Raw genomic sequence first — 26,694 nt, forward strand, 5'->3', positions numbered from 1 at the left:
TTATTCAAAGTACTGATTGTATTCCTGTAGTCGCGCACTTACACGCGCAAAGGCCGCTTCAGACTCGTGCTCATCTTTTTCAGCAAGCATATTCACATCCTCTACCAATGGCATCAGGTATACGTGCAGCATGTCGTGGGAAGGGCCTTTTATGCGGCAGTCTTTAAAGAGCTCCTGCATTTCCGCTTTCATTGAAGTACCCAGGTCGTTGTAAGCTGCTGCCGAATTGTTCTCGGCCTGCAAGTTAAACTCCTGCACCATACCCTGCAACTGGGCCATGTGGCGGTTGGTTGGCTCGTCGGCTTTCCAGCGTTCGGTGCCGTTCAGGGCCAGGACCTGTTCTTCGTGCATCACTTCAGCATGTTCTGTTTCCAGGTCGCGCTCAGTGCCGCACATGGAGGTTAAACTGGCCAGGAAAATCGCAATGATAACTAGTTTCATTTGAAGTTTTTTTAAAGGTTATTGGAAAGGATTTTAGATATAGCACATCATCCCAACTTCTCACTAAATCAACTTATCTGCTCAAAGGTATCGAAACCCGTTTATCTGGACAGGACTTCCTGCCCTTCACCTGTCACAGGTATAGCCTGCTGCACCAGCCTTAGCAAATCCTGCTGTAGCGACTGACTGCGATCTTTGGCGTACAGGGTATGCACCAGCGTACCTATTTCCTCTTTCGTCGCATTCTGATTTTTCTCCCGAAACTGCAACACCTGCTCGAGTATCGCCAGCGGTCGCGGTCCCCAGGTAAAGATGCGCTCGTTCGTTTCAGCGTTCAGGCAGATCAGCTTAGGTATAGCGCGGCTGCCGTTGGTGAGGCAGGTGTCCATCCAGGCCGGGTTTTCATCGCGCAGGATAATGGTCAGTTCGATAGTAGGAACCGCCTCGGCGATAGCGGCCAATGCCGGCAGCTGCTGCGCTCCATCCCCGCACCACGACTCCACCAGTACCACCCAATGCCACTCCGAGCGCGGTTGTTGCAGAGCCGCCAACAATTCAGGATCCATTTTGAATTGCTTTTCCACACGCTTCATGCGCTGTTGGTTGAGTTTGGTGAAGGCGATGCGCTCTTCGGTCTGCTCCGGGCCTGTCGTCTGGTTTTCGGCCACAAGGGTATCCACCAGTTTTTTGAAGCTTTGGTAGGTAAGCGGGTTGATCAGTTCGGGAGTAAGTATATCAGGGGTGTTCATATGACGAGTAGTTTAATTTTACTGCAAGTCTAGCCAAACCTTCCACACTATAAAATGACTNACGCTTCATGCGCTGTTGGTTGAGTTTGGTGAAGGCGATGCGCTCTTCGGTCTGCTCCGGGCCTGTCGTCTGGTTTTCGGCCACAAGGGTATCCACCAGTTTTTTGAAGCTTTGGTAGGTAAGCGGGTTGATCAGTTCGGGAGTAAGTATATCAGGGGTGTTCATATGACGAGTAGTTTAATTTTACTGCAAGTCTAGCCAAACCTTCCACACTATAAAATGACTTAAGTCACTCACATACAATATTTAACAAACCTTATTTCAATTGTAAAAACAAATACACATAAAATGATCTATGTCATTATTTAGACTAACTATCCTCATTTCCGGGGTGTAGGAACGGGGCTAACTTGTGCCTTCATCCAAGCTCGTATCTACCTGCCATGCTGCATCGGTTATTTGGTGACCCAATGCCTAGTTGACATTTAATATAGTCGCGGATATTGCCCTAATGACTATGCCCCAACTCCAAACCCTGCTGACCTGATAAACTGCTATACCTGAATTAGAAACACTTTCATCCAAAGAACAGCCACATACATGAGTACGACAACCATAAAACCGACCAGCACTTTCGACCCGAACGACCTGAAGATCGCTTTCAGCAACAAAACGGACAAGGAGCTTAAACTCGCCCACTTCCTCTTTAAGATGATGGGCAAACCCACTTTGGTAAAGCTGGGCGGCGTGGCCTCAGTCTGGGCGCTTAAGCTGGGGCTTCCGATCAAGGGTCTCGTGAAAGGCACCATTTACAGCCACTTCTGCGGGGGCGAAACAGCACAGGAGGCCCAACGCGCCATCCGCCGCATGGTCAACGCCAGGGTTCATACCGTGCTCGACTACGCCGCTGAAGCCAAAGAAGACGAGGCCGGTTTTGACCACGTGCTCGACGAGATCATGCGCAACATCCGGCTGGCAAAAGTGACAGGGGAAATTCCCTACATCAGCGTGAAGCTGACAGGTTTAGGCTCCCGCGATATTTTCCAGAAACTGCAGGAAGGCGCACCACTGACTACAGAAGAACAGGCCGCTTACCAGCGTACCGAAAACAGGCTGAACCTGATCTGCAAGACTGCTTACGAAACCAACATTACGGTATACCTCGACGCGGAAGAAAGCTGGCTGCAGCAACCCATGGATGAGTTGGCCGAAAAAATGATGCTGCGCTACAACGAGCGTCGCGCCGTGGTGTTCAACACGTTGCAAATGTACCGCACAGACCGCATCGCCTACCTCACCGATTTGCTCAAAAGAAGCGAAGGGTATGATGTGATTCTGGGTATAAAAATCGTGCGCGGAGCTTACATCGAAAAAGAGCAGGAACGTGCCGCCGAGCATGGCTATCCGAGCCCGGTCTTCCATATCAAAGCCGACACCGACCGCAGTTTTGACGGAGCCATTGACATTTGCCTGCACACCCTGCACCGCGTCGAGCTCTGCGCTGCTACGCACAACGAGGCCAGCACCCGCTATCTCGTCAACCAGATCAACCGCCAGGGTATAGCCGACCACCAGAAGCGCATACACTTCTCGCAACTCTACGGTATGAGCGACAACCTGACTTACAATCTGGCAAGTGCTGGTTTCAATGCCTCCAAATACCTGCCTTACGGCGACGTAGCCACTACCCTGCCTTACATGATCAGGAGAGCGGAGGAAAATACCTCTATTGCCGGGCAAATGGGTAGAGAGCTGAGCTTGCTTGAGGCAGAGATGAAGCGCCGGGGATTGTAACCTTCTTTGAGTCGAAATGACAGAAAGGATATAAAGTAAAAAAATCAAACTGATACAGAATTTTCATTCATGATCAAAAACACACCGCACACCTTCCACATCCCGGTAATGGGCCTGGCCTTCTCCATCGACTCGCCTATGAAAGTGGCGCAGTATGGCATTTCATCGGTTGTCTCACTCAGCGACGATACCCTGATCGAGCAGATGCGTGAATATTACAGCCAGGTATACCAGGAGCCCTTCACGCCGATCACGCAGAAAGAAGAAGACTACCGTGCCCGTCGCATCACGGCTTACCTGAACCTGGCCGACCGCATTGTGAAACTCCAGGTAGAGGCTTTGAAACAAGAGCCCTTTGATGCGGAGTCGCGCCTGACCAAATATTTTTTGTTGCTGCCCGACAATGCACCACTGAAGGCGATGTACAGAAAAATGCTGCAGACCAGCAACCCAGAGCTGAAGAAAATCATGCAGGATGAGTTGCGCCAGGCCGTAGTGCCCGGAAGCATTGATGTGAACATCATGACTAAGCTCGACAAAACCAATTACGACAAAGACGGCAATCCGCTGCCAACCGAGTACTCCGACGCGCTGGCTGCGCTGCGTGGTTTTGCCAAAAGCACGGTGCATGCTTCTGTAATTTTTTCGGCAGGTATGAACATGCGCCTCTACAGTTACCTGGAGCAATTCCCGTGCTTCTTCCCGGACAAAAACGGCTACCTGCAAAAACAAGTGGTGATTAAAGTGAGCGACTACCGCTCGGCATTTGTGCAGGGCAAGATACTGGCCAAAAAAGGCATCTGGGTATCGGAGTTCCGCATTGAGTCTGGTTTGAACTGCGGTGGTCACGCATTCGCTACGGACGGTTATCTGCTCGGCCCGATCCTGGAAGAGTTCAAGCAAAACCGGCAGGCCATGCAGGACGAGCTCTATACCTTGTTCAGCAACAGCCTCGCGGCCAAAGGCTACGCCGTACCTGAAACTGCACCTACCATGCACATCACGGTACAGGGCGGCATCGGCACATCAGATGAGCACGACTTTTTGCTGGAGCACTACAGCATGGACGCCGCCGGTTGGGGCACACCATTTTTGCTCGTACCCGAAGCCACTACGGTCGATGCGGAAACCATGGAAAAGCTGGCCCGAGCGAAAAAAGAAGACCTATACCTGAGTCCGATCTCGCCGCTTGGTGTACCATTCAATTCGCTACGTGGCACCAGCTCCGAAGCGCTTACACTGGCGCGCATCGAAAAAGGCAAGCCGGGCAGTCCTTGCGAAAAAAAGCACCTGGTGTCCAACAACGAGTTCACCAAAGAACCTATCTGCACCGCCTCCCGCAAGTACCAGCGCAACAAACTGGTGGAGCTGCAGGGATTGGGTTTGACAGAAACGGAATACAAAGCAAGAGAAGCCAAAGTGCTAGAGAAGGAATGCCTCTGCGAAGGATTGGCCAATACGGCACTGGTGAAGTTAGGTATAGCCCGCAAAGCTGTTGCGTCTCGCCCTGTTGCCATTTGTCCGGGACCGAACCTGGCTTACTTCTCCAACATCTTTAAACTGCAGGAAATGGTCGACCATATCTATGGTCGCGTGAATGTGCTGAACAACACCTATCGTCCGCATGTGTTCATCAACGAGCTGAACATGTACGTACAATATTGGAAGAACAAGAAGGCCGAACTACAGGAAACCATGACCGATAAGCAGGAAAAATACCTGCAGAGTTTCTGGCAAAACCTGCAACAAGGTATAGCTTATTACAAGGAACTGGTGCCGACACTTTTCAAGGACCAACTCGAGAAGCGCGTGCTGATGCTGGATGAATTACTGGAGGCAGAAGACCAACTGCAATTGGCAAATCAGAAGATCTAACAGCATATGAGTAGAATACGATTAACCCGCCTGTTTTCGTTTGAAGCCGCGCACGCCCTCCAGAACTACAAGGGTGGCTGCCGCAACATTCACGGGCATTCATACCGGCTGGAAGTAACCATTATCGGCACTCCCATCGTGAGCGAGACGCATCCGAATGATGGTATGGTGATGGATTTTAAGGACCTCAAGAAGATTGTACAGGAAACCCTCATCGACCCGATAGACCATGCCTTGCTGCTCCGTCAGGATGCGCCGCTGGAGTTGGTAGAGGCACTGCGTCACCTGGAGCACAAACTGGTGCTCACCCCCTTTCAGCCGACCTGCGAGAACATGCTGATCGATTTCAAACAGCGGCTCAGGCACTTGCTGCCGGATTATGTGGAGTTGCATAGCCTTAAGCTTTGGGAAACGGAGAAGTCCTTTGCTGAGTGGTATGCCGCGGATAACGCGTAGCTAAGAATCCTTACTTTCAAAACCACCCTGTTCGCTTGGCTAAGGTCATGAACGGGGTGGTTTTTTTGTGTCTCCTCATCATGTTGTAGCTGGTTGTCAGCACTATACTTTGAAACGAAGCCGCTTTAAACTCGTTTTAGAGAGTTCAAACCAATACGTACGACTATGAAAAAGACACTTATAATTTTTGTTGGTATTTTCTTCTTCTCCTGCAGTTCTGACAACACAACACGCGACACCGCTGATGACGCCAATACACGCGACGCCGAAACAATAGATGAAAGCGTAGAAATCGGAGCTGGTGAAGAGGTAAGCCCACAACTTGACATGCAGGACGACACAGCAGCCTTCGAAGTAGACACGGTATCGAATACAACCGATACAACTCAACAATAGCCTAACAGTCATAAAAAATCCCCGCCTTGCGCAAGGCGGGGATTTTTTATGAGGTGTATATCAGATTAGTAACTTCTCTGCCTGCCCTACAAATCCCTTCTGGTAAAGGCCCTTCTGGAAACCAGCAGTGGCACCATTACCCAGAGCACGAGCACCAGGAAGGCGATGCCCACGCCCCAGCCGCTGCCAAAGATGCTCTTGTACAAAGCGCCCGTGTAGCCCATCATGGCTGAGACGTCCAGGTTGAGCAGCACCATCACCCTGCCCAGGTCCACCGGATTCAACGCCGTCAGCGCCAGGGTGGCGTACTCAAGCGGGTAGTCGCCGAAAGAGTAAAGGATGAAGAGCACAATGCCGTCGTAGATCAGGGCAAAGTAGAACCAGAGCATAAGCGCTATACCGATGCCTTTGGCTTTGTCGCGGGTGATGACCGAGGCCAGAAAAGCCAGGGCCACGAAGATGAAGGTGATGAAGAGGCCCGTGACCACCAGATATAGACCAGTGGCGCCCGGGGCGAACAAGAGCACCGGTATACCGACCCCGATCAAAAAAGCGGCAGACAGGGAGAGGGACACGCCCAGGTACTCGCTCAGAAAGATCTTGCTGCGTTTGATCGGTTGGGACACGAGCAGCTCCATGAACTCATAGGAGTTGTAGAAGTGGGTGGTGGCAAAGACGATGCTGATCAGCGGTACGGTCAGCAGCACCAGATTGAGCAAGCTCAGCAAACCTTTGTCGGGGCTGCCGCCCAGGTTGAAGAGGCCGATGGAGAGCAAGAGCAGGAACAAGGTATAGGCCACAACGATCTTGCTGCGCAAAATGTCATACAGTACGTACTTGATGATCTTGTTCATAGCTTATATCATCCTCCCTTCGTTCATGATTTTAGCGACCGCACGGCTGAGGCGCGTTTCCTGCGTTTGCGCTTTCAGGTCAGAAATAGTTTCATAGAACATCACATTGCCGTCTACCAGGCAGAGTATCTCGTCAGCTACTTCCTCAATCTCGCTCATCACGTGAGAGGTGATGAGCACCAGCTTTCCTTTCTTTTTCTCTTTCAGGATTTTGCCTTTCAGGATCTCGGCCGAGATCGGGTCGAGGCCGGCAGTTGGTTCATCGAGAATCAGGATCTGCGGGTCGAAGAGGAAAGCCAGTGCCGCACTCACTTTCTGCTTAGTGCCGCCCGACAGGGAGCCCATTCTTTTGTCGTACATTTCTTCCAGCCTGTACAAACCGATTAGTTCTTCGTCAACGGCGGCCTTCTTGCGGATGTCGCGCACCATCTCGATCACCTGCCGGATCTTCATGTTCTCGGGGTACTTGCCGATCTGGGGCATGTACCCGATCTGGCTGCGGTAGAGGTGTTTTTTGAGAACACTCTCTCCGTTAATTTTAATATCGCCGCTGTCAGGCAGCACCATGCCCAGGATGCACTTGCTCATGGTGGTTTTGCCTGCGCCGTTCGGGCCTATGATCGATATCACTTTACCTTCTTCGAGCTCAACGCTCACGCCACGGAGCACTTGCAGTTTGCCGTAGGACTTGTACAAATTCTCTATTGTTATCATGATCTATCTTCTTCATTAAGGGCTTTTCGTCCACCAGGGTTTGGGGAATGATACTTGGCATTACTTTTTCCATGTTGTCCAGCAGGTCTACCATAAAGCTGCGCATGAACATGATGGAAGGCGGCACCTGCTCCACCAGCATGGAGTACAGACTCACCGGCCGGTAGGGCACATCGCCTACACCGTCTTTATCCAGGTCATAGCCCGTGTATTTGTCCCAGTAGTTGTGCTCAAAGTAGTTATGCTGCGCATTCCCGTTGGTGCTGATGTCAAAAGAGTTTCCGGTAAAATTGTTCAGTCGAAAAGTATCGTCTATGCACGTGGTCATCAATTTAATCGCCCAGCCGTTGCGCTCGAAATCATTGTTTTTGAAATCCAGGCGGCTGGAGCTTTCCATGTGTATACCGGTGGTGTTGCGCCGGAAAATGTTGTTATGGATGAAACTGTTGTTTATTTCTTTCAGGAGTAGTCCGTAGGAGGCGGCGCCCCAGTTGTCCTCGAAGGTGTTATACTCCATGTGAACGTTGGTGGTATACATCACGGCCACGCCAGCCCCGTTCTTCTGGAAGGTGTTATGAGTGTACACGTTGTTATCTGAAAACATAAAGTGCAGGCCATAGCGCATGTTCTGGTGACTGATGTTACGCACCACCTTGCTGTTCTTCACTGTCTCGAGGTAGATGCCGTCCCGGTGGCCCTGCACATCATTCCCGATAATCTGCACGTCGTCGGTGTAGTACAGGTGAATGGCGTTGCCGAGCGAGGATTCCGTCCTGCCCAGGTTCTCCCCTTTTATCACGTTGTCTTTGATGATGATGCTGTCTGCGTACTGCAGGTATATCCCGAAGTAGGTCTTCAGGATGGTATTGTTCAGTATCTGGATGTTGTTCTGCTGCTTGACCCGGATAGCCGCATCATCGCGGGTATAGCTGGTGGCCACGTTTTGCAGCGTGAAGCCCTGAATGGTGACGTTGTCAGAAGCCACCGTAATGATCTGGCCGCTGTTATTGCCGTCTATTACCGGGTTGTTTTGCCCGATCAGGCGGATGGGCTGGGTGATCGTTATACCTGACTCTTTGTACGTGCCACCGTCCACGAGCACCACATCGCCGGCTTTGGCTTTGCTGACGGCCTCTTTCACGGAGCGGTACTCGCAGGTGGTGCATACCTTTAGCGTGCCGCCGACAGCCTGCAGGCTTGTCAGCAGCAGCACAAAGGCGCATGCCGTCCAGATGATGATATGTTTACTCGGGTTTCTCATTATTTCTCACAGCTTGTTTAACCTCCTCCCAGTTCAGCAGGCGGCCTCCATACTCCTGTTGCATCTTGTTGGCCGTTGCCTCGTCCGCCACAGCGGTCAGGAACATGCCCATCGGGCTGGGCAACTCTGCGCTTTGCAGGAAATGCGCCTTGTCGACCTCAATCAGTGTATTCGGGTTGGCAAAGTCTGTTACCAGCAGATAGGCTGCTTTGTCGCTTATTTCAGGATGTTCCAAGGTATAGGAAGCCAGGCACTCGGCCGCGTCGAAGTAAAAAGCCTTGCCTTTGTCGTTGACCAGCTCAGCGCCATACCGGTTATCAGACACGGTCATCTGGCAATGGGTGCAATTGGCCTCACCATAGGGCACAGGTTTTGGCTCCACTGAGCAGCCCGCCGCTCCGATTAGTAAGAAGAGGAGGCTCAGTGTGTAAAGGGTGGGTTTGTGTAACATGTCGAAGGTTTTCGGGTTAAGTGGAATTGATTTTACGCTTGCTTAATAGGTATACGAGTCCGCCTATGACGAGAGCCAGGAAGATGCCTATGCTCCCCCAGGCAGGCAGTGAGAGCGCATTGAAGTTGAGGAGTGCTTTGTGGCCCAACAAAGGCGGAATATACGTCATGCCTGGTACTTTGATGGGAGCAGTCGGGTCGAGGTTGGTGCCGAACCTGTGCAGCCAGAGGTAGAAATCGGCGATGCCGGCAGCACCCGCTATGGCCAGCACCACTACCCATACAAGCACCAGCTTTCGTTTACCGAGTAATCCCACAAGCACGCCCGTCACCATAAAGAATATGACAATATAGGGCATATACTTCAGCTCGGCAAATGATTCGGCATGTATCGGCCTCATCCCGATGTAGTGATTCAGGATGTTGAAATTCTGCAGCACGCTCTCCGAACTACCGCCCAGTTTGTCTATCCAGATGTGCAGCTCCAATCCCTCGGGATATTGCGGCGCCTCCAGGTATATCTTCCACATCGGAAGGAAAAACAGTGTACCAAGTGACAAAGCTGCCACTACCATCATTATTCTCAGGTATATGCGCATCGCTTACTGTTTAGTTTGGGGATATAAAAAGACAGCGAAGCCTGGTTTTAACAAACTCCGCTGTCCTTCACAATCAGCTAATCTTAATTAACACTTGCCTGGGCCGGCGGAACCGGTCGTTTCTCGCCAGTCGAGAACTTAATAGCAGGGTTAGATCCTCTTGGCGACACCCGCACGTAGCCCTGCATCTCCTGGTGGAGAGCTGAACAGAAGTCCGTACAGTAGAAAGGATATATGCCTGGCTGTTTAGGCACCCAACGTAGCGACTGTGTGGCGCCCGGCATGATCAACGTCTCGGAGTTGTTGGCGCCCATCACGGCGAAGCCATGCGGCACGTCCCAGTCCTGCTCCAGGTTGGTCACGTGGAAGAGTACAGTGTCACCCACCTGCACACCTTCGATGTTGTCTGGGGTAAAGTGGCTTCGGATGGAAGTCATGTTAATTTTCACTGTCTTGCCGTTGCGCGTCACACTCACGTCAGACTCTTTTTTCACGGCATCCGGGTGGGTGTTCTCACCGAGCTTGAAGAACTTGACGCTGTTCGGAGCCACTTTATCTGCCTCTATAGCCTGCGCGTAATGAGGTTCTGCCAGGGTCGGGAAGTCGAGGAGCAGCCTCATTTTATCACCGCTGATGTCGATCAGTTGGGCAGCATGCACCAGTTCTGGCCCGGTCGGCAGGTAGCGGTCTTTGGTGATCTTGTTCATCACCACCAGGTATTTGCCGTTTGGCTCCTTGGTATCGCCACCCGGAATCATCAGGTGTCCCGGTGAGTAATAAACCGGAATTCTATCCAATACCTGCAGGTCTTTTACATTCCATTTCACCACTTCCGACGACACGAACATGGTAGAGTAACCATTGCCTTTGTTGTCGAACTCGGTGTGCAATGGTCCCAGACCCGGCTCTTTTACCTCGCCATATAGTACAGACTCGTACTTGAATACCGGAATACCATTCACCTCGCCGTCAAAATCCTTGTTTTCGATGGCTTTCTGCATTTTAGAGAAAGAGAATACTGGCAATGACGAAGCCAGCTTGCCATTCACTACCATGTACTCCCCAGTTGGGTCCACGTCAATGCCGTGCGGCGACTTAGGTGCCGGGATCAGATACATCATGCCCGGGCATTCTTCTGGCAGCAGGTAACGAACCTTTTTAATAACATTAGATTTAGCCTGGTGCGAACCATGGTCCATCGTGTTATGGTAATAATTGGCTGGCATTTCATGCGTCTTGCCCTCTGCGGCATACTTGGCAGCCAGTTTCCAGTTAATGGCAGCCAGGTAGTCGCGGTCGTTCTGCGAGGCGCCCAGTTCTTTCAGAGTGCGCGCCCTTTCGGTGTTATAAGTGGTGAAGAACACCCAGTCCTCAGAAGGGCCTTTTCCACCGTTTGCCAGGTCATAGTCAAAGCCAGGCACCAGCACCTGGAAGTCCAGCTCCATGTGGCCATCCTCTTCATTTGTTTTAATGAAAGAGATAGAGCCGCGGAACTTATCTTTATACTCCTCCAGGCTTGCATCACCTATGCCACCTTTTTCCAGATCCAGGGGAACTGAGAAGCGGGTACCTGCCAGAATGTATTCGTTGTTGTTGGTTGGGTATGGCGAGCAGTGGTTACCGGCAGAGTTCGGTATCTCCATGATTTCCACTGTTTCAAAAGTAGTCAGATCCACTTTTGCCACACGGGGTGTGTTGTTGCCGTTCACATACAGGAACTTGCCATCCGCCGTACCATCAGTGCGCGACAGTTTCGGGTGGTGCAGGTCATCCCAGGGCACGAAACCGTGAGAGGTCATCAGCATTGGTTTGGTTTCCTCGTTATAGCCGTAGCCGTTTTCAGCGAATTGCGAGAAAACAGGAATCACTTTGAGCAGTCTGCCGGAAGGGAGGCCATATACCGATACCTGCCCGTTGAAACCTCCGGAAAGGAAAGAGTAGTATTCATCATGCTGTCCAGGTGGAACATAAACTGCAGCCGAGGCCTCAGAGTCCACTACATCTGATTTCTGACCTCCTTCCCCTCCTCCACATCCCTGCAGTACCACACCCGCCATCAGCGTAAACAAGACGCCGATCCTGGGTGCTATCTTTTTTAAATTGCGGTTAAGTACTTTCATGTTCTTTAGGGTTTAATTATTTTCCTTGTGCCTGGAGGTCATTTTGTCTTAAGAACTCGAGTATAGCGCGTGCGTCCGTCTCGTTAATGTTCTGGTTGGTCATTTGCGTCAGGTGCTCAGCCAATAGTTTCTTGGCGGTAGGGTCTTTCTTGGTCATTTCCTCCGGGTTGATCACCATGTTCATGATCCATTCCGGCTTGCGCTTTTCTGTTACCCCCAACAAGCCCGGGCCAACAATTTTCTGGTCCGTGAGCTGGTGGCAGGCTGAACATTTCCCTTCAAATATTGTCTTACCCTCAGCAGCCAGGGCATCATCAATGTTCTCGCTTACTTCTATAGAAGAAACAGGTCCTATACCTTTGCCATCATCCTCTACAGGGGCCTGCTCCTGCTGGTGTGCCAGCCCGGTCTGCTCCTGAGACTCAGTTGCATTTTTTTCATTATCACCTGATGAACAACTAAAAAGCAAAGAGCCACAAAAAAGGGCCACAACGCCATACCTGATAGATCTGGGCAATTGATCTCGTAGTAATTTGTTTAATGAATTAGACTGATTTGTCATAGTTTTGATGGTTTAGTTGGATTACTATTATGCATTACTGCGAATGTGTACGCACTATAGTGTTTACGGTTTATTTTGGGGGTGTTTCCCATGCCCTTCCCACACGTTCCATCTGCTTAATTTTTAATACTTTTCCCTGACTCCCGAAGCGGAAATCCGGAAGTAGAATAACTCTCTAATCAGTCGAAAAAAGGCTTTGGCTAAAACGCAAAAGAGCGCAGGCCTTTCGACCTGCGCTCTTTAACACACAAACACTTTCGATTTTTATGCTGTAGCAAAGGGGGTTTTTCCCATACTACAAATCTCTTCTGGTAAAGGCCCTTCTGGAGACCAGCAGGGGCACCATTACCCAGAGCACGAGCACCAGAAAGGCGATGCCCACGCCCCAGCCACTGCCGAAGATGCTCTTGTACAACGCGCCCGTGTAGCCCATCATGGCTGAGACGTCCAGGTTGAGCAGCACCATCACCCTGCCCAGGTCCACCGGATTCAACGCCGTCAGCGCCAGGGTGGCGTACTCAAGCGGGTAGTCGCCAAAGGAGTAGAGGATAAAGAGCACAATGCCGTCGTAGATCAGGGCAAAGTAGAACCAGAGCATAAGCGCAATGCCGATGCCTTTGGCTTTGTCGCGGGTGATCACCGAAGCCAGGAAAGCCAGGGCCACGAAGATGAAGGTGATGAAGAGACCCGTCAACACCAGGTATAAACCCGTGGCCCCTGGCGCGAACAAGAGCACCGGTATACCGACCCCGATCAGAAAGGCGGCAGAGAGCGAGAGGGACACGCCCAGGTACTCGCTCAGAAAGATCTTGCTGCGCCGGATGGGCTGGGAGACCAAAAGCTCCATGAACTCGTAGGAGTTGTAGAAGTGGGTGGTGGCGAAGACGATGCTGATCAGCGGCACAGTTAGCAGCACCAGGTTCAGCAAACTCAAGAGGCCTTTGTCGGGGCTGCCGCCCAGGTTGAAGAGGCCAATGGAGAGCAGCAGCAGGAACAAGGTATAAGCCACAACGATCTTGCTGCGCAAAATGTCATACAGTACGTACTTGATGATCTTGTTCATGGTCTAGTCCTCCTCATTCATAATTTTGGCAATGGCACGGCTCAGGCGCTCCTCGTTGGTGTTCTGCTTGATACCGGAGATCGTGTCGTGGAATTTCACAGTGCCGTCCATCAGGCACATCACCTCGTCGGCCACTTCCTCCACTTCGCTCATAATGTGCGAGGTGATCAGGATGAGCTTGCCCTTTTTCTTTTCTTTCAGGATCTTACATTTAAGTATTTCCGCCGAGATCGGATCAAGGCCGGCGGTTGGTTCGTCGAGAATAAGCACCTGCGGGTCGAACATGAAGGCCAGTGCCGCACTCACTTTCTGCTTCGTGCCGCCCGACAGGGAGCCCATTCTTTTGTCATACATATTTTGGAGGCCATATAGGCCAATCAGTTCTTCATCAATCACGGTGGCGTCTTTGCGGATGTCGCGCACCATCTCGATCACCTGGCGGATCTTCATATTTTCCGGATACTTGCCGATCTGGGGCATATACCCGATGTGGCTGCGGTAGGCGAACTTATTCAGCACGCTCTCCCCGTTAAATTTGATATCGCCGCTGTCAGGCAGCACCATGCCCAGGATGCACTTGCTCATGGTGGTTTTGCCTGCGCCGTTCGGACCGATAATGGATACTACCCGGCCACCATCAAAGTTCACGCTCAGGTTATCGAGCACCTTCAGCTTACCGTAGGTTTTGGACAAGTTTTCTATCGCTATCATGATCTATTTTCTTCATTTGAGGTCGGTCATCGACCAGTGTCTCAGGTATAAAACTCGGCAGCACCCGCTCAATACTATCCATCAGGTCTACCATAAAACTGCGCAAGAACATCACGGAGGGCGGCACCCGCTCTACCAGCATGGAGTACAGACTCACCGGCCGGTAGGGCACATCCCCTGTTTTGTCTTTGTCAAGGTCGTAGCCACTGTATTTGTCCCAGTAGTTGTTCTCGAACAGGTTCATGGTGGGGCTGCCGTTGGTGCTCACATCAAAAGAGTTGCCGGTAAAGTTGTTGAGCCGGAAGGTATCCTGAATGCAGCTCGACAGCAGGCGTATGGCCCAACCGTTGCGGTCAAAGTCGTTGCTGGTGATGTCGAGCCGGCTGGAGCTTTCCATGTAAATGCCGGTGGTGTTTCTGCGGAACGTGTTGTTTAGAATTACACTTTGCGAGATATCCTTCAGCAGCAGTCCGTAGGCGGCTGCCCCCCAGTTATCTTCAAATGTGTTGTGCTCCATCCGGATGTTACGGGTATACATTACGGCCACACCTGCCCCGTTTTTCCGGAAAATATTTTGGGTATACACGTTGCCATCCGAGAACATAAAGTGCAGCCCATAACGGTTGTTACGCTCACTGATGTTGCTGTGCACCTGGCTGTTGGTTACGTACTCAAAATAGATGCCGTCGCGGTGCCCTTCTACCCTGTTGTTACTAATCTCAGCACCTTCGGTGCGCCACACGTGTATGGCATTGCCCAGCGATGATTCTATCTTTCCGGTGTTCTCCCCTTTCACTACATTGCCTCTCACCACGCTGTTGTCGGCGTTCTGCAGGTATATGCCAAAGTAAGTGTTGAGCACCGTGTTGTTCAGTATCTGGATGTTTTGGCGGTCTGCCACCCGGATGGCAGCGTCGTCGCGCATGTAGCTCACGGCCACGTTTTGCACTGTAAAGCCTTCCAGTTTCACGTTGGAAGATTTGATGGTAATGATCTGACCGCTGTTCTGGCCATCGATCACGGGGTTATTGCGCCCGATCAGACTGATGGGCTGGGTGATCTCTATACCTGACTCCTTGTACACGCCTCCATCCACAAGCACAATGTCGCCGGCTTTCGCCTGGCTCACGGCTTCTTTCACGGAGTGGTACTCGCAGGTGGTGCATACCTTTAGTGTGTCGCCGAAAGCAGCAGGGCTTCCCAGCAGGCACACCAAAGCATATGCGGTGCAAACTATTAGATATTTACTCAGGTTTTTCATTGTTCTTAACGGCTGTCATGGCCTGTTCCCAGTTCAGCAGGCGACCGCCTACTTCCTGTTGCATTATGGTAGCTGTGGCTTCATCTGCCACGGCCGTCAGGTACATGCCCATCGGGCTTGGGAGCTCTTGGCTCTGTATAAAACTGGCACTACGGGCATTCATCAGTTCACCGGGTTTAGTGAAATCTTTAACCAGCACGTAGGCCGCTTTTACTGCCTGATCCGGGTTCTGATCCAGGTATAGGGCCAGGCACTCGGCTGAGTCGAAGTAAAACGGTTTGCCTTTGTCATTGATCATCTCTGCGCCATACCTGTTGTCCGACACCGTCATCTGGCAGTGGGCACAATTCACCTCACCGTAGGCTATAGGTTGTGGCTCTACCTGGCATCCTGCCAGCAGGAGCACAAACAACAGCACCATGCAACTCATGTATAGGTGAAGAGATTTCATGCCATCACTTTCTTGGCTGTTTTCACTTTAGCCGTACTGCGGCTGAAGAAGTACACCAGACCGCCCAGCAATATTGCCAGCCCTATGCCTAAACTACCCCAGGCAGGCAGCGAGAGCGCGTCGAAGTTGAGCAGCGTTTTGCTTCCGAGCAGTGGCGGCACGTATGTCATACCCGGTACCTTGATAGGGGCAGTCGGGTCGAGGTTGGTGCCGAATTTATTGAGCCACAAGTAGAAGTCGGCTATACCTACGGCACCGCTTATCATCAGCAGCACAACCCAGGAAAGCACCAGTTTTCTTTTGCCCAGCAGGGCTACCAGTATACCTGTCACCATAAAGAAAATGACGATATAAGGCATAATTTTGAGTTCGGCGAACGAGTCGGCGTGGATTGGCTCCATACCAATGTAGTGGTTTAGAATATTGAAGTTCTGGAGCGCTCCGTCCGTATCACCTGAAATTTTGTTTACCCAGATGTGCATCTCCAGTCCCTCGGGATACTGGGGAGCCAGCAGGTAGATCTTCCACATCGGAAAGAGAAATAATAAACCGAGAGACAGCGAGGCTATCATCATCAGCACTTTGAGGTAAGCTTTCATCCTTGTGTATTTTAAGGTGAAAATTAAAAATTAAGCGGAGGCTGCTTTGGGCAACCTCCGCTTTTGTATTGCCCGGCTTATACCTTTAGGTTAAGCGGCAGGCTTCTTTTTGCCTGTTGAGAAGGAAATCGGTACAGGAGAGCCTTTAGGAGATACTCTGATGTAGCCTTGCATTTCCTGGTGGAGTGCAGAACAGAAGTCGGTGCAGTAGAATGGGAACACACCAGCTTTCTTCGGTACCCAGCGCAGGGTTTGTGTTGCGCCCGGCATGATCAGGGTTTCGGCTGTGTTGGCGCCCATCACTGCGAATCCGTGCGGTACGTCCCAGTCCTGCTCGAGGTTGGTCACGTGGAAGAGTACGGTGTCGCCTACCTGCACACCCTCGATGTTGTCCGGAGTCATGTGGCTGCGGATGGCCGTCATTTTCACTCTCACTACGTTGCCTTCGCGGGTCACGCTGGCATCAGCTTCTTTCTTCACCGCATGTGGGTGCTTGTTCTTGGCCAGGTCGTAGAATTTCACACTGTTAGGCGCTACTTTTTCAGCTTTGATAGCCTGTGCGTAGTGCGGTTCAGCTACGGTCGGGAAGTCAAGGAGCATGCGCATTTTCTCGCCGCTGATATCGATCAACTGAGCAGAGTGCGACAGTTCAGGACCAGTTGGCAGGTAGCGGTCTTTGGTGATCTTGTTCATTGCTACCAGGTATTTGCCATCCGGTGTGTGCGTATCACCACCAGGGATCATCAAGTGACCAACTGAGTAGTAAACCGGCATTCTGTCTACTACAGTGAAGTCGCTCAGTTTCCATTTCACTACTTCAGAAGACACGAACATAGAGGTATAGGCGTTGCCTTTTCCGTCAAACTCGGTGTGCAATGGTCCAAGACCTGGCTCCGGCACTTCTGCTTTCAGCACAGACTCGTATTTGAACACTGGGATACCGTTGATCTCACCGTCAAAAGCCTTGTCTTCAATTGCCTTCTGCATTTTAGAGAAAGAGAATACAGGTATAGTCGCAGCCAGTTTACCGCTCACTACCATGTGCTCACCGCTTGGGTCCACGTCGATGCCGTGTGGTGACTTAGGCGCAGGGATCAGGTACATCATGCCCGGGCAGTCTTCCGGAAGCAGGTAGCGCACTGTCTTCTTGATAGTAGACTTGGCGATGTGTGTATCCTTGTCCATTTTGTTGTGGTAGTAGTACGCTGGCATTTCCTTCGCCTTGCCTTCTGCGGCATACTTGGCAGCCAGTTTCCAGTTCACAGCAGCCAGGTAGTCGCGGTCGTTCTGCGATGCACCAAGCTCCTTCAGAGAACCTGCACGTTCTGTGTTATAAGTGGTGAAGAACACCCAGTCAGAAGACGGGCCTTTGCCACCGTTGGCCAGGTCGTAGTCGAAGCCTGGTACCAGAATCTGGAAGTCGAGCTCCATGTCGCCTTTCTCCTGGTCAACTTTGATGAAGGAGATAGAGCCTCGGAACTTGTCCTTGTACTCGTCCATGCTCACGTCAGCTGTACCGCCTTTCATGTCGAGTGGCACAGAGAAGCGTGTACCTGCAATCACGTACTCGTTGTTATCAGTTGGATATGGCGAGCAGTGGTTACCGGCAGAGTTCGGAATCTCCATGATCTCTACAGTCTCGAAAGTAGACAGGTCGACACGGGCTACACGCGGGGTGTTGTTACCGTTGGCGAACAGCCAGCGACCGTCTGTCATACCGTTTGTGCGGGACAGTTTCGGGTGGTGCAGGTCGTCCCAAGGCACGAAACCGTGTGAAGTGTTGAGCATGGCTTTCGACTCTTCGTTGTAGCCGTAGCCGTTCTCACCGTGCTGCGTGAACACCGGGATGATCTTCAGTAGTCGGCCGGAAGGAAGTCCGTACACAGACATTTGTCCGTTGAAACCGCCAGACAGGAAAGAGTAGTACTCGTCATGCTTGCCCGGTGCTACATACACTGCCTGCGCAGCGTCTGAGGCAACACCTGCAGCCGTAGCACTACCTTCGCCAGGTCCGCTGCTGCAACCCTGCAGTACCGCACCGCCGGCCAGTGCCAGCGTAAAGGCCGCAGCAGGAGCCGCTTTTTTGATGGTGGTGAATAATGATTTCATCGTGGTTATGGTTTTTGCTGTTTTTTTTGATTAAGAATTTGTGTCGTTCTGACGCAGGAATTCAAGCAAAGCTCTGGCATCCGTCTCGTTAATGTTCTGGTTGGTCATTTGCGTTAAGTGCTCAGCCAGCAGTTTTTTAGCAGCAGGGTCCTTCTTGGTCATCTCCTCCGGGTTGATGATCATGTTCATGATCCACTCCGGCTTGCGCTTTTCTGTTACTCCAAGCAAGCCCGGACCTACGATCTTCTGATCAGACAATTGGTGACAGGCAGAACACTTGCCTTCGAAAATGGATTTACCCTCAGCAGCCAAAGCCTGGTCTATTTCTGCTCCAACTTCAACTGATGTGATGGGGCCTATACCTTTTCCGTCATCTTCTACCGGGGCTGCGGGTGCCTGATGGGCCAGACCTGATTCCGGTGTTGTTTCGGTGGTGGCGGTGTTGTCAGATGAGCAGCTGTAGAATACCAGAGCAGCAAGGAAAAGTAAAGCAGCGGATTTGATCGATTTCATGATTGTTGTTTTTTGTTTTTTGGGTTTCATGGTTTTAACTGTTTTGCACTGTGAGGATCAGATCCTGTTTTGATGTTTTTTAGGCGCTGAACTCCTCTTTACTGGGTACTATTTGGCTTTCATTTACAATACAAAGGTATTATCAGCGTGTTTTTTATTAAAAGACCTTTATCTCTTTTAATAGTGACCTTCGTCATCTTTTTCGCTTCTGTATATAAAAAATACACGTGCAGCTTTGAATTCTTTTAACGCTGATACTCAAGTTGGCTAAGCTTTGGAGGGAAGCGGAGAAACGGTCAGTAGAAAAGCTGCCTCTTCCAGTGCCTCGACGCTGTGTCGCACATGTGCCTGCAGCGTTAGCATTTGCCCTTTTGCCAGTTCCACCGCCTGCTCTTCTGTGATGAATCTGATCCGGCCTTCGATTACCTGCACACTGATGGGTCCCGGTGCCTGGTGCGGTTTTATTTCAGAGCCCGCCTGCATCACGTTCAACACGATGCGCAATGTTTCGAACTTAAAGATCGTCCTGGACCCCCGCCCGATTTTCTGCCAGTTCTCCTCCCCCTTCAGCTCGTGCGCCAGGGTTTTAAGATCTGTGGTGAATAAAGTTTTGTCAGTCCCACTGTCCTGAGGGCTGTCGGATTGCTGTGACTTGTCAGTTTCATTCATATCTCAATGTATATATAAAATACTATATATAGAAATAACCTCGCTCTAGGTATAGGGATTTAACATAGCCGTAACACTTGTACAAAGGTATTACTGAGCTGCAAAACAATAGAAGACCTTAGTCTCTTTTATTAGTGACCTATGTCATTTTTCTCCTTATAACCCTGTATGACCTTTGCAGCAGTTCGAAAACAAAAGAATTGAAAATGCCATGAAATGACTTGCTATTATAATGTGTGTGCTGGTGCAGCCGCTGAGCAGGCAGGACATGGTCGAATATAAATCTGATGGAGCCTATATCGCTGGAGAGCTATCAAAAAATACGACTATGCAAGCTACAGTCCTTGAATTGCAATTTTCACTCTACATAAACCACTCAAATTTTTACCCTTTATGAAATACAGAAACCTATGGCTGGGGTTCATTGCCGTGATTGTCGGCTCCTTCGCCGTTCTCGGATACTACGGTATCGAGATTTACAGAGAGGCTCCACCTATACCTGTCAAGGTGGTCACCACTTCCGGAAAAGTCCTGTTCACAGGAGATGATATTAAAGACGGGCAGAATGTCTGGCAGTCGACGGGCGGGCAACAATTAGGATCAATCTGGGGACACGGCGCCTACATTGCACCTGACTGGAGTGCCGACTGGCTGCACAAGGAGGCCATGTACTTCCTGGATTACTGGGCTCAGCAGGAAAAAGGCGTGCTGTATGACGAGCTGGACGAAGAAACAAAAGCCATGCTCGAAGCCCGACTGCAGAAGCACATCCGCGCCAACACGTACGACCCCGAGACAGGTATACTGACCGTGTCGGATTTGCGTGCCGAGGCAATTGCAGAGGTAGGCAAACACTACACTGGTTTGTTTATGAACGATCCGGCGCTGGCCAAGCACCGCGACGCCTATGCCATGAAGAATAACACCGTGGAAGACCCGGTGCGTATGGAGAAGCTCAACACCTTCTTCTTCTGGACTTCATGGGCCTGCGTGACCGAACGTCCGGGCAAAAAAATAACCTACACTAACAACTGGCCTGCCGAGAAACTGGTAGCCAATGAGCCCAGCTCCGACCTCATCATCTGGACCGGTTTTTCGGTGATCATCCTGATTGCAGGGGTAGGTATGCTGGCTTACTACTATGCTTCCAACCGCGAGGAGGAAATTGACCACTCCAAACTGCCGAAACAAGATCCCCTGTTGGGTTTGACAGCTACACCTTCTATGAGGGCGACGCTGAAGTACTTCTGGATCGTAACTGCTTTGATTCTGGTACAGGTGACGCTCGGGGTTGTATCGGCGCACTACGGTGTGGAAGGGCAGGCGCTCTATGGCTTCCCGCTGGCAGAGTACCTCCCTTACTCCATCACCCGCACCTGGCACGTGCAGCTGGCCATCTTCTGGATCGCTACTTCCTGGCTGGCTACTGGTCTGTACATCGCTCCTGCCGTGTCGGGCCACGAGCCTAAATTCCAGAAACTGGGTGTGAACTTCCTGTTCGTTTGCCTGCTCATTATTGTGGCTGGTTCGCTGGCTGGTCAGTGGTATGGCATCATGCAGAAACTGGGCTATACTGAAAACTTCTGGTTCGGTCACCAGGGCTACGAGTATGTGGACCTTGGCCGCTTCTGGCAGATCTTCCTGCTGGTGGGCTTGTTCCTGTGGCTGGGCCTGATGGTACGTGCCATACTGCCTGCCTTCCGTAATGATGTAGAGGGACGCCACCTGCTGGGTATGTTCCTGATCTCATCTGCTGCCATTGCCATCTTCTACGCCTCTGGCCTGATGTGGGGGCAGCATACCAACCTGGCTATTGCCGAGTACTGGCGCTGGTGGGTGGTGCACCTGTGGGTAGAGGGCTTCTTCGAAGTGTTCGCTACCGTAGTGATCGCCTTCCTGTTCGTGCGCATGGGCTTGCTTGACACCAAAATAGCAACGTCTACAGTGCTGTTCTCAACCATCATTTTCCTGTTCGGCGGTATACTGGGCACTTTCCACCACTTGTACTTCAGCGGCACGCCGACTGCAGTAATGGCCCTAGGTGCGACCTTTAGTGCACTCGAAGTAGTGCCGCTAGTGCTCATCGGATTTGAAGCCTACCATAACCTGCAAATCAGCAAACTCACGCTCTGGATCAAAGCTTACAAGTGGCCGATCTACTCTTTCGTGGCGGTGGCTTTCTGGAACCTGATAGGCGCCGGTGTGTTCGGTTTCGTAATCAACCCGCCAATTGCGCTCTATTATATGCAAGGCCTTAACACCACACCGGTACACGCTCATACGGCTCTGTTCGGGGTATACGGTATGCTGGGGATCGGCTTGATGCTGTTCGTGCTCAAAGGACTCTCTAAGTGTCGTCGCTGGAAAGACGGGGTGATCAGCTTTGCGTTTTGGTCTATCAACATCGGCCTTGCCCTGATGGTGCTAATCAGTGTGCTGCCAATCGGTCTGATGCAGACCTGGGCGAGTGTGGAATACGGATTATGGTATGCCCGCTCCATGGAGTTTATGCAGACCGACACGATGAACGTCCTGCGCTGGCTGCGTGTGATCGGTGACACGATCTTTGCGGGTGGTGTGTTGGCCCTAGCCTGGTTTATCATCGGGCTAAAAACCGGCTGGTCTCTGGAAGAAGACGAGGATGTGACACCGCTGATTGAAAAGGAAACTCCGGCGAAACAAGCTCGATCTTAAACTACATTCCGCTATACCTGAAGGTAGCGTTCCGAGCATCTCTTATTATACCTAAACCCTTACCCTGCAAGCCCTACTGCCTTTGGTAGAAGGGCTTGTTTTTTTCAGGTATATACCTCTATACCAACATGAAACAACCCGTTGTTTTATTTAGTAGCCAAACCAGCAAATAAAAGTCGCCGGGACATCCTCCAAAGCTGAAACAATCCCCCCTATAACATCGTAGATATTAGGGTTATTTGAATAGTTTTTTAAACTATTTAAACATATTGGCTAGTAGTGGGCATTCTGCTGAACGAAGTGTAGCCCCTTAGCTAGTAAACTCCACCCTTGACATGAAGTCAGGTATAGTAAGCCGATTCTGTTCAGGCTGTCGGCACGAACAGCATTTGCTTTTGTCTGCCCTCCTCTCACAATAGCTTAAATTCTCCCATATGCTTGAAGAGTACAAACTCAGCAGTTTCAGCAGAAGCTGTAGCCAGGTGTGTATGCGTACCACTTACACCAAATTTAATCGCAATTCCTGGTTTTTTAAAATCTTCCTATACCTGATTCTTCTCACGCCCGTCGCCACGATGCTTCAAGCCCAACCCTCTGGGTTTACCAATGTGCAGATCGGCGGTACCTGGGATGCAGCCGTAGGCCTGACTTTTTCGAAGGACGGGAACCGGATCTATGTCTGGGAAAAAGCCGGTAAGGTATGGATAGTGGAGAATGGTCAGAAACTTCCCACCCCGCTGATTGACATCAGCGAAGAAGTAGGCAACTGGGTGGACCATGGCCTGTTAGGTTTTACCCTCGACCCCAACTTCGACTCCAACGGCTACTTCTACTTGCTCTACGTAGTCGACCGGCACCACCTGCTCTACCATGGCACCGCCAGCTACAGCGCCTCTGCCAATGACTTCAACAGTGCCACCATTGGCCGCCTGACCCGCTACACTGCACGCTCTACCGACAACCGCAAAACCACGGACCTGAGCACCCGCAGGATCTTGATCGGGGAATCGATCTCCAAAGGTATACCCATCCTCTACATGGGGCATGGGGTTGGCTCACTGGTCTTCGGTGAGGACGGTTCTTTATTGGTTTCTACCGGCGATGCCGGCTCTGCCGGATACGTTGACACGGGCTACGACCCGGCCAATCCGAACGACACTTATGTGCCGCAGGCTATCCGGGATGGCATCATCACAGCAAGGGATAATATTGGAGCCTACCGGGCACAGCAGGTCAACTCGCTCAACGGTAAGATTCTGCGCATAGACCCGGCAACCGGCAACGGGCTTTCCTCCAACCCCTATTACAATTCCGCTGATCCGCGTGGCCCTGCCTCCAGGGTATGGGCGTTGGGCTTTCGAAACCCTTTCCGTTTCACTATAAAACCGGGTTCGGGAGGCGCTGGCAATCCGGGTACGCTCTACATTGGCGATGTGGGCTGGTATAACTATGAGGAAATAAACGTGGCGCCCAGGCCAGGTATGAACTTTGGCTGGCCCATTTTCGAGGGGCTGGAGCAACAGGAATGGCATTTCCACCGGCTGGTTTACAACACCCAGACAGCACAAAACCCGCTCTACGGGCAAGGCAGCTGCACGCAGCAGTATTTCCTGTACCGCGAACTCATCCTGCAGACGAGGCGCACGACACAGCCTTATTTTGGCAACCCCTGCGATTATTGGAACGTGACGATACCTGCCTCTAACTTCCGGCTGTTTGTGCACGCCCGTCCGGCCTTTGACTGGCTACACGTGCAGAAAGGGGGAGGATCCCGCACCGGCACCTTCAATGGGGAGGAAGCCACGGTGGTGAACATCGGCGCTGCCGGCTCCCCTGTTACGGGCCCGCAGTTTGGGGGCGGCTCTGTGACGGGCGGCGTATGGTACACGGGCAGTGATTTTCCGGCGCAGTATAAGAACACCTATTTCTTTGGGGACTATGTAGGCGGCTGGATCAAAACCTCTACGTTTGATGCGGCCGATAACCCCAAATCGATCAGCAACTTCGTCGATAACGGGGCCGCCGTGGTGGCCATCGCCACCAACCCTGTTTCAGGAGGCCTTTACTACATCAACTATGCCGCCCAGCTTCGTAAAATCAGCTATGGCGCCGGCACCAATCAGCCTCCTAAAGCCGTAGCATCAGTTGACAAGCTCTATGGCCCCAGCCCGCTCACCCTCAGGTTCAGCAGCACCGGCTCCTCCGATCCGGAAGGGCAGACGCTCAAATTTGAGTGGAATTTTGGTGACGGAACCGCCGTGTCTACCGAGGCGAATCCAAGCCATACCTTCAACGCGTCCGGCCTGGCCTCCTACCAGGTTGTGCTCAAAGTGACCGATTCTGGTGGGCTCAGTACCACCGCCAGCCTGACCATTTCGGTGAACAACACGCCTCCGGCTATACAGATCACCAGCCCCGCCGTCGGCATAAAATACCCGATGACGCAGAATACCGTCTACAAACTGGCAGCAAACGTTACGGACAAGGAACATGCGGCTACGCAGCTGAAGTACGAATGGCAAACGGTGCTTCACCACAACACCCACACCCATCCCGGCGCCATTGACACCAACCCTGCCACTTTTGCAACCATTACCCCGGTGGGCTGCGACGGCGAGACCTACTTCTACCGGATCAATTTGAAAGTGACTGACCCTGCAGGCTTGTCGGCTTCGACTTTTGTGGACCTATACCCTGACTGTGGCACTGCTACGACCAAACCGGTTGCCATTTCCTCGCCTGCCAACAACTCCTCTTTCGCCGTCGGCAGCAATGTGGAGTTGAAAGTCTCCTTCACAGACCTGACCCGCACCTGGACGAAAGTCGAATACCTGGCCGGCACCACCGTTATCGGCAGCTCGAGTACCCAGCCTTTCAGCTATACCTGGGCACCGACCACAACAGGCAGCTACAGCATTACAGCCCGGGCCACTGACAGCGGCGGGCACACCTCCACCTCTGACCCGATCACGTTCAACATTACGGGCACCACCACACCTGGCACTGGTAAGATCACACGTGAATACTGGGCCAATGTGCACGGTACCAGTGTGGCTGCTATACCTGTCAGCAGCACACCGACGAGTGTGAGCGAACTCACCAGTTTTGAAGCACCTTCGCATGTGGGCACCAATTATGGCCAGCGGGTTCGGGGTTATATCACGGCCCCCGTGTCTGGGCAGTATACATTCTGGGTCGCTGCCGATGATTTTGCAGAACTGTGGCTGAGCACGACCGACAACCCGGCCCAGAAGGTTCGCATCGCCTCTGTGCCCGGCTGGACAAACGAACGGGAGTGGACCAAGTCGTCGAGCCAGCAATCCGTTAAGATCACTTTGGCGGCTGGAAAGCGCTATTACGTTGAAGCGCTGCACCTGGAGGGCGGCGGTGGCGACCATCTGGCTGTAGGTTGGCAATTGCCGAACGGTACCCTGGAGCGTCCTATACCTGGCAACAGGCTTTCGCCTTTTGGCAGCACGCCTCATACTGCCTCCGGCAAGATCACCCGCGACTTCTGGATGAATGTGTATGGCACGAGCGTAAGCGCTGTCCCGGTCAACAGCACACCTACTTCCGTCACGGAACTTGGCATTTTTGAAGCGCCTGTCAACGTTGGCACCAATTATGGCCAGCGCATTCGGGGCTATGTGACGGCTCCTGCATCCGGTCAGTATACCTTCTGGATCGCCGGCGACGATGTAGCCGAGCTATACCTGAGCACGTCGGAGAATCCGGCCCAGAAAGTGCGCATCGCCTCGGTGCCCGGTTGGACTTATGAACGGGAATGGACCAAGGCGCCGAGCCAGCAATCCGTTAAGATTACGCTGGAGGCTGGCAAGCGCTACTACATTGAGGCCCTGCATTTAGAGGGCGGCGGTTCGGATCATCTGGCTGTTGGCTGGCAATTGCCAAATGGAACACTGGAAAGGCCTATACCCTGTAGCAGACTTTCGCCTTACGGCTCGTCAGGTATAGCAGCCACCGCAACGCAGGCTGTATCCGGTCTTTCAGGTACACAGCTCGGGCAGGAGATCAGCGCATACCCGAATCCATTCAGAGACAAGCTTACACTACAGCTTCCGCAGGGTATGGCTGAGGTCCAGGAGCTGAGCATTTACGACGTGGCAGGCAAGCAGGTATTTAGGTCAGCTACCGCTACAAAAGTTAGCACCGGCAGGCTGGATCTCGACCTTGGGGCACTTAAACTGAACTCGGGCCTATACATGTTGTACTGCACTGACCGGCAGGGCGCATCTTATAAAGTAAAACTCTCCAAACACTGACCGTAAAAGGATCGTTACAACAGAACAGCACTGTCCTCCAAGGAGGCAGTGCTGTTCTGTTTTCAGGGT

Annotated in this window: 23 protein-coding genes; 6 read left to right on the plus strand and 17 right to left on the minus strand. The window is 51.8% G+C overall.

Annotated features, from left to right (window positions below; genetic code table 11):
• Both AC4QZR_RS12915 and AC4QZR_RS12920 read right to left on the minus strand, forming a co-directional pair.
• On the minus strand, window positions 1-441 hold the full coding sequence (locus AC4QZR_RS12915; protein ID WP_494481285.1) for a hypothetical protein: 441 nt from the start codon (window positions 439-441) through the stop codon (window positions 1-3).
• Window positions 442-542: 101 nt separating this feature from the next.
• Window positions 543-1,190, minus strand: a complete 648-nt coding sequence (locus tag AC4QZR_RS12920) for a thioredoxin family protein (RefSeq protein ID WP_494481286.1) — start codon at window positions 1,188-1,190, stop codon at window positions 543-545.
• Window positions 1,191-1,791: 601 nt separating this feature from the next.
• Between AC4QZR_RS12920 and AC4QZR_RS12925 the strand changes: the two genes are divergently transcribed.
• The 4 genes from AC4QZR_RS12925 (at window position 1,792) to AC4QZR_RS12940 (ending at window position 5,712) form a co-directional block, all read left to right on the plus strand.
• Window positions 1,792-2,985 carry a proline dehydrogenase family protein gene (locus AC4QZR_RS12925; protein WP_494481287.1) on the plus strand — a complete coding sequence of 398 codons (1,194 nt, stop codon included), beginning with the start codon at window positions 1,792-1,794 and terminating at the stop codon, window positions 2,983-2,985.
• A 69-nt stretch (window positions 2,986-3,054) separates the two neighbouring features.
• Window positions 3,055-4,860 (plus strand): hypothetical protein, encoded by a 1,806-nt coding sequence (locus AC4QZR_RS12930; RefSeq protein WP_494481288.1) that lies wholly within the window; start codon window positions 3,055-3,057, stop codon window positions 4,858-4,860.
• A 6-nt stretch (window positions 4,861-4,866) separates the two neighbouring features.
• Window positions 4,867-5,316: a 6-pyruvoyl trahydropterin synthase family protein gene (locus AC4QZR_RS12935; protein ID WP_494481289.1), complete on the plus strand. Its 450-nt coding sequence runs from the start codon at window positions 4,867-4,869 to the stop codon at window positions 5,314-5,316.
• A 165-nt stretch (window positions 5,317-5,481) separates the two neighbouring features.
• Window positions 5,482-5,712 (plus strand): hypothetical protein, encoded by a 231-nt coding sequence (locus tag AC4QZR_RS12940; protein ID WP_494481290.1) that lies wholly within the window; start codon window positions 5,482-5,484, stop codon window positions 5,710-5,712.
• Between the two features lie 86 nt (window positions 5,713-5,798).
• On the opposite strand, the gene AC4QZR_RS12945 is transcribed toward AC4QZR_RS12940, so the two are convergent.
• The 15 genes from AC4QZR_RS12945 to AC4QZR_RS13015 all read right to left on the minus strand — a co-directional run bounded on the left by AC4QZR_RS12945 (window position 5,799) and on the right by AC4QZR_RS13015 (window position 19,648).
• Window positions 5,799-6,566, minus strand: a complete 768-nt coding sequence (locus tag AC4QZR_RS12945; RefSeq protein WP_494481291.1) for an ABC transporter permease subunit — start codon at window positions 6,564-6,566, stop codon at window positions 5,799-5,801.
• Between the two features lie 3 nt (window positions 6,567-6,569).
• Window positions 6,570-7,280 (minus strand): ABC transporter ATP-binding protein, encoded by a 711-nt coding sequence (locus AC4QZR_RS12950; RefSeq protein WP_494481292.1) that lies wholly within the window; start codon window positions 7,278-7,280, stop codon window positions 6,570-6,572.
• A complete protein-coding gene (locus AC4QZR_RS12955) occupies window positions 7,213-8,541 on the minus strand; it encodes a nitrous oxide reductase family maturation protein NosD (protein WP_494481293.1) in 1,329 nt (442 codons plus the stop codon). Before AC4QZR_RS12955 ends, AC4QZR_RS12950 begins: the two co-directional genes overlap by 68 nt.
• Window positions 8,525-8,992, minus strand: coding sequence for a nitrous oxide reductase accessory protein NosL (locus tag AC4QZR_RS12960; protein ID WP_494481294.1), 468 nt, complete (start codon window positions 8,990-8,992; stop codon window positions 8,525-8,527). Before AC4QZR_RS12960 ends, AC4QZR_RS12955 begins: the two co-directional genes overlap by 17 nt.
• 16 nt (window positions 8,993-9,008) lie before the next feature.
• Complete coding sequence (locus AC4QZR_RS12965; RefSeq protein WP_494481295.1) at window positions 9,009-9,590, minus strand: hypothetical protein; 582 nt, start codon at window positions 9,588-9,590, stop codon at window positions 9,009-9,011.
• A gap of 83 nt (window positions 9,591-9,673) precedes the next feature.
• The gene (gene nosZ, locus AC4QZR_RS12970; RefSeq protein ID WP_494481296.1) at window positions 9,674-11,710 is read right to left on the minus strand and encodes a Sec-dependent nitrous-oxide reductase; all 2,037 of its coding nucleotides are present in this window, start codon (window positions 11,708-11,710) and stop codon (window positions 9,674-9,676) included.
• Between the two features lie 16 nt (window positions 11,711-11,726).
• Window positions 11,727-12,227 (minus strand): c-type cytochrome, encoded by a 501-nt coding sequence (locus AC4QZR_RS12975; RefSeq protein WP_494481297.1) that lies wholly within the window; start codon window positions 12,225-12,227, stop codon window positions 11,727-11,729.
• 340 nt (window positions 12,228-12,567) lie between these two features.
• Window positions 12,568-13,335, minus strand: a complete 768-nt coding sequence (locus tag AC4QZR_RS12980; protein WP_494481298.1) for an ABC transporter permease subunit — start codon at window positions 13,333-13,335, stop codon at window positions 12,568-12,570.
• A gap of 3 nt (window positions 13,336-13,338) precedes the next feature.
• Window positions 13,339-14,046, minus strand: a complete 708-nt coding sequence (locus AC4QZR_RS12985) for an ABC transporter ATP-binding protein (RefSeq protein WP_494481299.1) — start codon at window positions 14,044-14,046, stop codon at window positions 13,339-13,341.
• Window positions 14,009-15,307: a nitrous oxide reductase family maturation protein NosD gene (locus AC4QZR_RS12990; RefSeq protein ID WP_494481300.1), complete on the minus strand. Its 1,299-nt coding sequence runs from the start codon at window positions 15,305-15,307 to the stop codon at window positions 14,009-14,011. Before AC4QZR_RS12990 ends, AC4QZR_RS12985 begins: the two co-directional genes overlap by 38 nt.
• On the minus strand, window positions 15,291-15,758 hold the full coding sequence (locus tag AC4QZR_RS12995; protein ID WP_494481301.1) for a nitrous oxide reductase accessory protein NosL: 468 nt from the start codon (window positions 15,756-15,758) through the stop codon (window positions 15,291-15,293). Before AC4QZR_RS12995 ends, AC4QZR_RS12990 begins: the two co-directional genes overlap by 17 nt.
• A complete protein-coding gene (locus AC4QZR_RS13000; protein ID WP_494481302.1) occupies window positions 15,755-16,357 on the minus strand; it encodes a hypothetical protein in 603 nt (200 codons plus the stop codon). The genes AC4QZR_RS12995 and AC4QZR_RS13000 overlap by 4 nt, the downstream gene beginning before the upstream one ends.
• A 90-nt stretch (window positions 16,358-16,447) precedes the next feature.
• A complete protein-coding gene (gene nosZ, locus AC4QZR_RS13005; protein WP_253406300.1) occupies window positions 16,448-18,466 on the minus strand; it encodes a Sec-dependent nitrous-oxide reductase in 2,019 nt (672 codons plus the stop codon).
• A 30-nt stretch (window positions 18,467-18,496) separates the two neighbouring features.
• Window positions 18,497-18,979 (minus strand): c-type cytochrome, encoded by a 483-nt coding sequence (locus AC4QZR_RS13010; protein WP_494481303.1) that lies wholly within the window; start codon window positions 18,977-18,979, stop codon window positions 18,497-18,499.
• Between the two features lie 267 nt (window positions 18,980-19,246).
• Window positions 19,247-19,648 carry a cupin domain-containing protein gene (locus AC4QZR_RS13015; RefSeq protein WP_494481304.1) on the minus strand — a complete coding sequence of 134 codons (402 nt, stop codon included), beginning with the start codon at window positions 19,646-19,648 and terminating at the stop codon, window positions 19,247-19,249.
• A gap of 393 nt (window positions 19,649-20,041) precedes the next feature.
• On the opposite strand from AC4QZR_RS13015, the gene AC4QZR_RS13020 reads away from it, so the two are divergent.
• Together AC4QZR_RS13020 and AC4QZR_RS13025 are read left to right on the plus strand one after the other, a co-directional pair.
• Entirely contained in the window at window positions 20,042-22,342 is a 2,301-nt protein-coding gene (locus tag AC4QZR_RS13020; protein WP_494481305.1) for a nitric-oxide reductase large subunit, read from the plus strand.
• 488 nt (window positions 22,343-22,830) lie between these two features.
• Window positions 22,831-26,625: a PQQ-dependent sugar dehydrogenase gene (locus tag AC4QZR_RS13025; RefSeq protein ID WP_494481306.1), complete on the plus strand. Its 3,795-nt coding sequence runs from the start codon at window positions 22,831-22,833 to the stop codon at window positions 26,623-26,625.
• Window positions 26,626-26,694: the final 69 nt, after the last annotated feature.

Source organism: Pontibacter sp. YIM B11418 (assembly GCF_059278805.1).

Coding starts and splice junctions, on each gene's coding strand:
- AC4QZR_RS12955 (WP_494481293.1), bottom strand. CDS start 8,541: ATGAGAAACCCGAGTAAACATATCATCATCTGGACGGCATGCGCCTTT.
- AC4QZR_RS12925 (WP_494481287.1), top strand. CDS start 1,792: ATGAGTACGACAACCATAAAACCGACCAGCACTTTCGACCCGAACGAC.
- AC4QZR_RS12985 (WP_494481299.1), bottom strand. CDS start 14,046: ATGATAGCGATAGAAAACTTGTCCAAAACCTACGGTAAGCTGAAGGTG.
- AC4QZR_RS12960 (WP_494481294.1), bottom strand. CDS start 8,992: ATGTTACACAAACCCACCCTTTACACACTGAGCCTCCTCTTCTTACTA.
- AC4QZR_RS12945 (WP_494481291.1), bottom strand. CDS start 6,566: ATGAACAAGATCATCAAGTACGTACTGTATGACATTTTGCGCAGCAAG.
- AC4QZR_RS12935 (WP_494481289.1), top strand. CDS start 4,867: ATGAGTAGAATACGATTAACCCGCCTGTTTTCGTTTGAAGCCGCGCAC.
- AC4QZR_RS12950 (WP_494481292.1), bottom strand. CDS start 7,280: ATGATAACAATAGAGAATTTGTACAAGTCCTACGGCAAACTGCAAGTG.
- AC4QZR_RS13010 (WP_494481303.1), bottom strand. CDS start 18,979: ATGAAATCGATCAAATCCGCTGCTTTACTTTTCCTTGCTGCTCTGGTA.
- AC4QZR_RS13015 (WP_494481304.1), bottom strand. CDS start 19,648: ATGAATGAAACTGACAAGTCACAGCAATCCGACAGCCCTCAGGACAGT.
- AC4QZR_RS13020 (WP_494481305.1), top strand. CDS start 20,042: ATGAAATACAGAAACCTATGGCTGGGGTTCATTGCCGTGATTGTCGGC.
- AC4QZR_RS13000 (WP_494481302.1), bottom strand. CDS start 16,357: ATGAAAGCTTACCTCAAAGTGCTGATGATGATAGCCTCGCTGTCTCTC.
- AC4QZR_RS13025 (WP_494481306.1), top strand. CDS start 22,831: ATGCGTACCACTTACACCAAATTTAATCGCAATTCCTGGTTTTTTAAA.
- AC4QZR_RS12915 (WP_494481285.1), bottom strand. CDS start 441: ATGAAACTAGTTATCATTGCGATTTTCCTGGCCAGTTTAACCTCCATG.
- nosZ (WP_253406300.1), bottom strand. CDS start 18,466: ATGAAATCATTATTCACCACCATCAAAAAAGCGGCTCCTGCTGCGGCC.
- AC4QZR_RS12930 (WP_494481288.1), top strand. CDS start 3,055: ATGATCAAAAACACACCGCACACCTTCCACATCCCGGTAATGGGCCTG.
- AC4QZR_RS12980 (WP_494481298.1), bottom strand. CDS start 13,335: ATGAACAAGATCATCAAGTACGTACTGTATGACATTTTGCGCAGCAAG.
- AC4QZR_RS12940 (WP_494481290.1), top strand. CDS start 5,482: ATGAAAAAGACACTTATAATTTTTGTTGGTATTTTCTTCTTCTCCTGC.
- AC4QZR_RS12920 (WP_494481286.1), bottom strand. CDS start 1,190: ATGAACACCCCTGATATACTTACTCCCGAACTGATCAACCCGCTTACC.
- nosZ (WP_494481296.1), bottom strand. CDS start 11,710: ATGAAAGTACTTAACCGCAATTTAAAAAAGATAGCACCCAGGATCGGC.
- AC4QZR_RS12990 (WP_494481300.1), bottom strand. CDS start 15,307: ATGAAAAACCTGAGTAAATATCTAATAGTTTGCACCGCATATGCTTTG.
- AC4QZR_RS12995 (WP_494481301.1), bottom strand. CDS start 15,758: ATGAAATCTCTTCACCTATACATGAGTTGCATGGTGCTGTTGTTTGTG.
- AC4QZR_RS12965 (WP_494481295.1), bottom strand. CDS start 9,590: ATGCGCATATACCTGAGAATAATGATGGTAGTGGCAGCTTTGTCACTT.